At 50.3% G+C, this 6749-nt stretch carries 5 protein-coding genes; 2 read left to right on the top strand and 3 right to left on the bottom strand.

Annotation, left to right across the window (positions count from 1 at the left end):
- Positions 1–90 precede the first annotated feature (90 nt).
- A complete protein-coding gene (gene trhA / locus QVO99_RS09705; protein WP_022317415.1) occupies positions 91–741 on the top strand; it encodes a PAQR family membrane homeostasis protein TrhA in 651 nt (216 codons plus the stop codon).
- A 340-nt stretch (positions 742–1081) separates the two neighbouring features.
- Here trhA and cysS read toward each other — a convergent pair whose 3' ends face one another.
- From cysS to QVO99_RS09720, 3 genes are all read right to left on the bottom strand, one after another.
- Positions 1082–2572 carry a cysteine--tRNA ligase gene (gene cysS, locus QVO99_RS09710; RefSeq protein ID WP_022317416.1) on the bottom strand — a complete coding sequence of 497 codons (1491 nt, stop codon included), beginning with the start codon at positions 2570–2572 and terminating at the stop codon, positions 1082–1084.
- A gap of 275 nt (positions 2573–2847) precedes the next feature.
- Positions 2848–3738 (bottom strand): YitT family protein, encoded by an 891-nt coding sequence (locus tag QVO99_RS09715; protein ID WP_022317417.1) that lies wholly within the window; start codon positions 3736–3738, stop codon positions 2848–2850.
- 246 nt (positions 3739–3984) lie between these two features.
- Positions 3985–5379: a TolC family protein gene (locus tag QVO99_RS09720; protein ID WP_288177144.1), complete on the bottom strand. Its 1395-nt coding sequence runs from the start codon at positions 5377–5379 to the stop codon at positions 3985–3987.
- A gap of 256 nt (positions 5380–5635) precedes the next feature.
- Between QVO99_RS09720 and QVO99_RS09725 the strand changes: the two genes are divergently transcribed.
- Positions 5636–6559: a helix-turn-helix domain-containing protein gene (locus tag QVO99_RS09725; protein ID WP_042518370.1), complete on the top strand. Its 924-nt coding sequence runs from the start codon at positions 5636–5638 to the stop codon at positions 6557–6559.
- Positions 6560–6749 lie beyond the last annotated feature (190 nt).

The raw sequence follows: 6749 nt of genomic DNA on the forward strand, positions 1-6749 counted from the left end.
TATCTTTGCATAAGATAAACTGCGGCTCGGGATAAGATAAGAAACATTTCCTATATTCTACACTAAAGAAACAATTAATAAAAGAAGACAATGAAGATTCACTTTTCACATAAGGAAGAGTTGTGGAATTCGTGGTCGCATTTCGGCGGCGTGGTAATGGGCGTAGGCGTGGGCATCGCGTTCCTGATATTCTGTATCGGTCATCAGAACGCATGGGCTACGGCGGGCGTGTCGCTGTATCTCTTCGGCATGCTTTGCTCGTATATAGCCTCAACGGTGTATCATGCGCTGAGCGCACGGAGCGTATGGAAAGAGAGATTGCGCAAATGGGACCATGCTGCCATCTACTGGCATATTGCGGGAAGCTACTCGCCACTGACGCTGACGGCGCTGAGAGAGGACGGCGCTTGGGGATGGGGACTGTTCGTGTTTATATGGACGTGTGCCATCGTGGGCACAGTGATGAGTTTCAGAAGGCTGAAAGACCACAGTAATCTGGAAACGATATGCTTCGTGGGTATGGGATTGAGTATCCTCGTGGCTTTCAAACCACTGATAAACAATGTGAGCGAGGCTGCGGTGATATGGATTATCGCCGAGGGAGTGAGCTACATCACGGGTGCCGTGTTCTACAGTCTGAACAAGCGCAAATACATGCACAGCGTATTCCATTTCTTCGTCCTCGCCGGCAGTGTGTGCCATATCATCGCCGTTTGGGATGTATTGATGCAATACCTTTAACCCAAATCGGCCATTAGGGCTTGCTTGGATTTTGCTTTTTTAGAAGAGTGGATTTTGTTTGGCTTTTAATGAGTAATAGCGAGCTATTGCGAATTAAAAACAGACAAAAGACGCCTTATAAAAAACAAAAGACTGCAAGCAGTCATTAAATAATTCTATAAACGGCCTAATGACCGATTCGGGTTTAAGACTTGGCACAAAAGACAAGACCCCAAGCGGTCATTAGGGCTTAATCTGTTGATGACAGATTTGGGATAAACAATGATGCGGATTGCCTTCCTGCCAACAGGATAAGCAATCCGCATTATTTATAGTTCCAAGATTGTATTATCTATCTTATTTATTTGTTCAGTCTCCAGGTCACACCGTCCTTGGTGTCGTTCACCTCGAAGCCGGCCTCCTTGAGAGCGTCGCGAATCTGGTCGCTCGTAGCCCAGTCTTTGGCAGCCTTTGCCTTGGCACGAAGGTCGAGCACCATATCCATGACCTTGCCGAAAGCCTCCTCACGGACATCGCTGCTGTCGGCACGCTCGTCTTTGAGTCCGAGGATGTCGAAGGCGAAAGTGTGCATGGTGTCGGTCAGTTCGTCGAGACACTCGCTGCATATTGTTGCCTTATGGTCGATGAGCTTGTTGATCACGGTGCATGCCTCGAAGAGATAACTGATCACCTGTGGTGTGGCGAAATCGTCGTTCATGGCGTCGTAGCACTTCTGGCGCAGCTCCTTCACCACCTTCTCTGTCTCCGGGTCGCACTTGTCGCTCACGTTCACATGACCGAGGTCACTGATGCCGTTGAGCAGCTTCTCCAGTCCCTTCTCGCTTGCCTTCAGTGCTTCATTAGAGAAGTCAACTGTTCCGCGATAGTGTGCCGAAAGCATGAAGAAGCGGATAGTCATCGGCGAGTATGCCTGGTCGAGCAGACGGTGCTTGCCGGTGAAGAACTGCTCCAGGGTGATGAAGTTTCCGAGGCTCTTGCCCATCTTCTGTCCGTTGATGGTGAGCATGTTGTTGTGCATCCAGTATTTCACCATCTGGTCGCCCTGGCTTGCCACAGCCTGGGCTATCTCACACTCGTGGTGTGGGAACACGAGGTCCATTCCTCCGCCGTGGATGTCGAAGTGGTCGCCGAGGTATTTGCGGCCCATCGCCGTACACTCGCAGTGCCATCCCGGGAATCCGTCGCTCCAAGGACTTGGCCAACGCATGATATGCTCCGGCGACGCTTTCTTCCAGAGGGCGAAGTCTGCCTGGTTGCGCTTCTCCCCCACTCCGTCGAGCTGTCGGCTCTCGTTTATCACGTCGTCGAGGTTGCGGTGTGAGAGTATGCCATACTGGTATTTCTTGTTGTATTTCTCGATGTCGAAGTATACGCTGCCGTTGCTCTCGTAGGCGAATCCGTTGTCGATGATCTGCTTCACGAGTTCCTCCTGCTCTATGATGTGGCCCGAGGCGTGTGGCTCGATGCTGGGCGGCAGCACGTTGAGCGCCTTCATGGCGTCGTGGTAGCGGTTGGTGTAATATTGTGCTATCTCCATCGGTTCGAGCTGTTCGAGGCGTGCCTTCTTCTCTATCTTGTCGTCGCCCTCGTCGGCATCATGCTCCAGATGGCCCACATCGGTGATGTTTCTTACGTAGCGCACCTTGTAGCCGAGATGCTTGAGATAGCGGAATACGAGGTCGAATGTTATAGCAGGACGAGCGTGTCCCAGATGTGGATCTCCATAAACAGTAGGTCCACAGACATACATTCCCACGTTGGGGGCATGCAATGGTTCGAACGGCACTTTCCTTCTTGTCAGAGTATTATAAATCAAAAGTCTCTGTTCCATATCATTGTGTATTTGTTGTTATAATCTTTTTTCCTTGTCTCTTGTACTGTAGCCAGACCTTCCGTCAGAAAACGAATTGACGAGTTGGCGAGTAAACAAGGATATTCTTTTATCCTCTCAAGGAACATCACCGGCCGCTGCATTGCAGAATCCGGTTCAGGGTCCTTGTTTACTTGCCAACCCGTTTACTGAGAGAGAGTTCCCAGCTATTATGTCAATCCGCGGGATATGGGCAAAGCCTTGAGGCTGCCCTCGTTCCCGAGGGTATATCTCTATTATTTTATATTGTCAAAGCCTTCGCCGAAGATACCCTGGCAGTTGGTCTGCGACACAAGTGCATTGGAGTCAATCTTCTTGATATAGTTGTATATATCCTGCGACTCATGACGGCGAGCCATCACCACGAGGAGGTTCACCTCATTCTTTGAATACCATCCCTTGCCCTCAACCACGGTAACACCGCGGCGCACGTTGTTGTTGATAACATCGGCAATCTCCTGGTATTTTCTTGATATGATGATAAACTGCACGGTCTGTCTTGCTCCGTTCACCACATAGTCGCACATATAGCTGGCAATCAGCGTGAAAGCCACACCATATACGATTGTCTCGGTGCTGTGGAAGAGCAGGTAGCTGGAAGAAATGATGGTGATATCCACAAACTGCATCGCTCTTCCGAAGCTCATGCGGAAATATTTGTTGAGCATGGCGATAACGATGTCGGTACCACCGGTAGAACCGTTGTGTGAATAGATAAGACCGAGTCCGCCACCACCGAGCACCGCTCCGATAAGAAGGTGCATGAATCTGTCTTCGCCGGCTGTGATTACAGGATGCGCAGCGAAGAATGGCTGGAAAACAGCCACTACGATAGACAATATCGTAACTCCCAACACGGTACGCACGATGAATTGTCTTGACAATGTCTTGATGGCGATGCCAAGCAAGAGAAAGTTGAGGAGCCAGATTGAATATGCTGGTGGGAAATGCCATGCATAGTAAAGAAGTGCCGAGCAACCCGACACGCCTCCCATCACAAATTTCTCAGGCAAGATGAATGCTGTGTAACCAAAGGCGTACATAATCACGCCAAGGGTCAAGAACATGAAGTCCTTAATCTGTTCACGGTCAATTCGCAGTTTAGCTGCTGATGCTTTAATGCTCATCGTTAGAAAGAATTTTATTTTGTTTAAATGTGTGTAACATGGCATAAGCCGAAGGGTATCGGCAATTTCCAGTGCAAAGATATAGAGAAAAGAGATAGCGTCCAAATTAAAACAAGAAAAAAGGATGGTAGATTTTCTTCTCTGCCATCCTTTATGATTTATATAGTGTCACCGATTATATAGAGGCCACGACAGCCGCTTTCCGGGCATATAGGGAATGCTGCGCAGCATCATGCCACAATAGCTCTATACCAGAGAGAGGCGGCGCTGCCGGCGCAGCTCCTTGAGACGCTGCTGGCGATGGAAACCGCGGAGCACTCCCATACCCACCTTGGGCCAGTCAGGGATATGTTTCACATGGCGGCGCACCATTGGGATGTCCCACAAGAGCATCAATATGGCAAAGAACAGGGCGGCGATGAGCGTCCAGCCGAACAGTATCTTGATGCTCTGCGCCATGAATCCCTGGGTGATGCTCTCCATCATAGCCGGGAAGTCGGCATGACGTGCCGACATCCTCACGCTGTCGATATAGCCGGAGCAGCGTGCAAAGCCGTCACCAACATAGTATTTCATCCCTCGGGCATGGAGCGAATCTCCCACGAGTCCTCCCACGAACATATGGAGGACATTGAACACGGCGAGCGCCTGGAAGAAATGCTCGAACGACATTATTTCATGCAGACACCACATGAAGGCTATACACAACACGGCATAGCTGAACCCGCGCCACACCAGTGGCAGGCGGAGCTGTTCGCCCATGAAATTCTCCGACGCCACGAGAGCCACCTTTGGCATCATCTCGCTCTTGGCGAGCTTCAGCTGCTGGTCTGATGCCTGCATCTCGAGCGCCGACTGGCGTATGACGGGCGACTGCATGGCTGCGGTGTTCTGCAGGTCTGCCTCCTTGATGCCGGCATCGCCAATTCTGTCGAGGTCCACCTCCGGCTCCACCATCACGCCTTCGAGACCGAGGGTATTGCAGAGCTGATGGTTCAGGATCCTCTTCTGGTCTTCGAGTTTCCTCTTGCCGAGTTTCAGCTGCTCCATCTGCAGTTCGTAGCGCGTCACGTCGTTCTTCAGCGCCATGCCCTGCTGCTGTTTAGTATTTATGTCGGCAATGAGTTTCTCGGTGAGCGCAATGTTGCTCTGATACACCTTCATGCCGTTGTCGAGTTTATAGAGGTCGAGATACTGCCCCAGGGCGAGGAAACGCTGCTGGTTGCGTGTCTGCGCCACGGCATTCTCACTCATGCTCTTCTGGAGTTCGGCGAGTCGGATGCCGGCATCGATGGCTCCTCCGGCATACACCACCTGCTGTGCCTCAAGAGCGAAGGAGTTTCCGAAATGTGGCTGCGAGAATCCTTTTACATTCCCGAAATCACGGTCGGTCATCACCACGTTTCCGTTGTAGCTCAGCTGTAGTGAAGCACCCACATCGGGCAGCCTCTTGCTTTTTGCCTCTTCAATTCCCCGTGCTGAAACATCCACTCCGCTTTTCTGCATTCTCAGCGTCTTGCTGCCACTCTCCACCAGAGTGAACAGCTCTCCGATGGTCATCCTGCGCTGCGGTGTCTGGGCCATGCCATGCGTTGCCATCATCATTGCGACGACGGCACAGCAAATCATTCTTCTTTTCATTAACTGATAATAATATTTCTGTGTGTATTGTAATTGCCAACTGAAATCGGGTGCAAAGTTACGGAGTTTCTTTATCTTCTTGATTTCAAAAATATCCAACGATATGGGATTTTTCAGAACAGATATGGTGATATCTTACATATATTTGCGACCTTTGCGGCATAAATCAGAACTACAGACACAAAAAGGTCTGGCTACGGGGACTACCTTGCAGCGACAGAGACCCGCATTGCGTACAACATACAACAAACAAGGAATGGAAAAAGACAAGGACAAAAGAACAACCGACATAATCCCTGACGGAATCACTAACGGCGGCATTGCGGCAAGCATAAAAGGAGGCAGCCCGACAGGGAACACCTCGGTCTCGCTCGGCACAAGAAGTCTGGAGAGATGGCTGTCGGAGGCGAAGGTGATGTATAGCGGAATGATAATGATATGCCGCACGGGCAGCGCCTCGATACGCGTGAACTTCTCAATGTGGAAGCTCAGCGCCGGATCGGTGTTAACGCTCTTTCCCAACGACATGGTGACACTGACGGAGAGGAGCGAGGACTTCAGTGTGGAGGTATTGGAATACAATGCGACACTGCTACGCGAGGCGAGCCTGCAGATGGAGCAGACTGTCTATTCCCAGTTGCGGGCGGACCGTTGCCGCACGGAATCACCTATAGTGACCAACATCATAAACGACATGTTCTCACTGCTTAAGATTTATTTCGACCAGCCTGAATGTATGTGTCTCGACCAACTCGTGCTTCTCCAGCTGAAGGCTTTCTTCGTAGGGTTCTACGACTATATCTACCGTTTTCCGCAGAAGCGCAAACCCGAAGAGGGCAGTCCGAGGGTAAGGGAACTTTTCAATCTCTTCATGATGTATCTCGAGACTCATTTCAAGGATTCGCGCGATGTGACATACTATGCCTCACTGCTGAACATCACTCCAAAATATCTCAACATTATAGCGCAGCGGATAACGGGCAACACTGTGAAGGCGCTGATAAACGAATATGTTGTGATGCAACTGAAGCTATCGCTCTGCTCCGGCAACACGTCGATGAAGATGTTGGCTGGTGAATACAATTTCAGCGATCTCTCGTTCTTCTGCCGCTATTTCAAACAACACACGGGAATGACTCCCATGCAGTTTGTCAAGAGCGAAGCGCCCAAAAGGACTTGACGCCAATACTCCCCAACGGTCATCTACCCCGTTTAGCCATAATGAACGTTTAGCCATAATGAACATCAGGGATTAGTCATAATTACCGTTAGAAGTTCAATCATGACGCCTGTTTGTGGTTCAGTTCTAATGGCCGTTTGGCTATTAGGCTGATTGGGGATGGAATCGAGTAGGAGGAAAACGAAGCAGT

This window comes from Prevotella sp. CAG:592 (assembly GCF_000436015.1).
Classification (GTDB): Bacteria; Bacteroidota; Bacteroidia; order Bacteroidales; family Bacteroidaceae; genus Prevotella; species Prevotella pectinovora.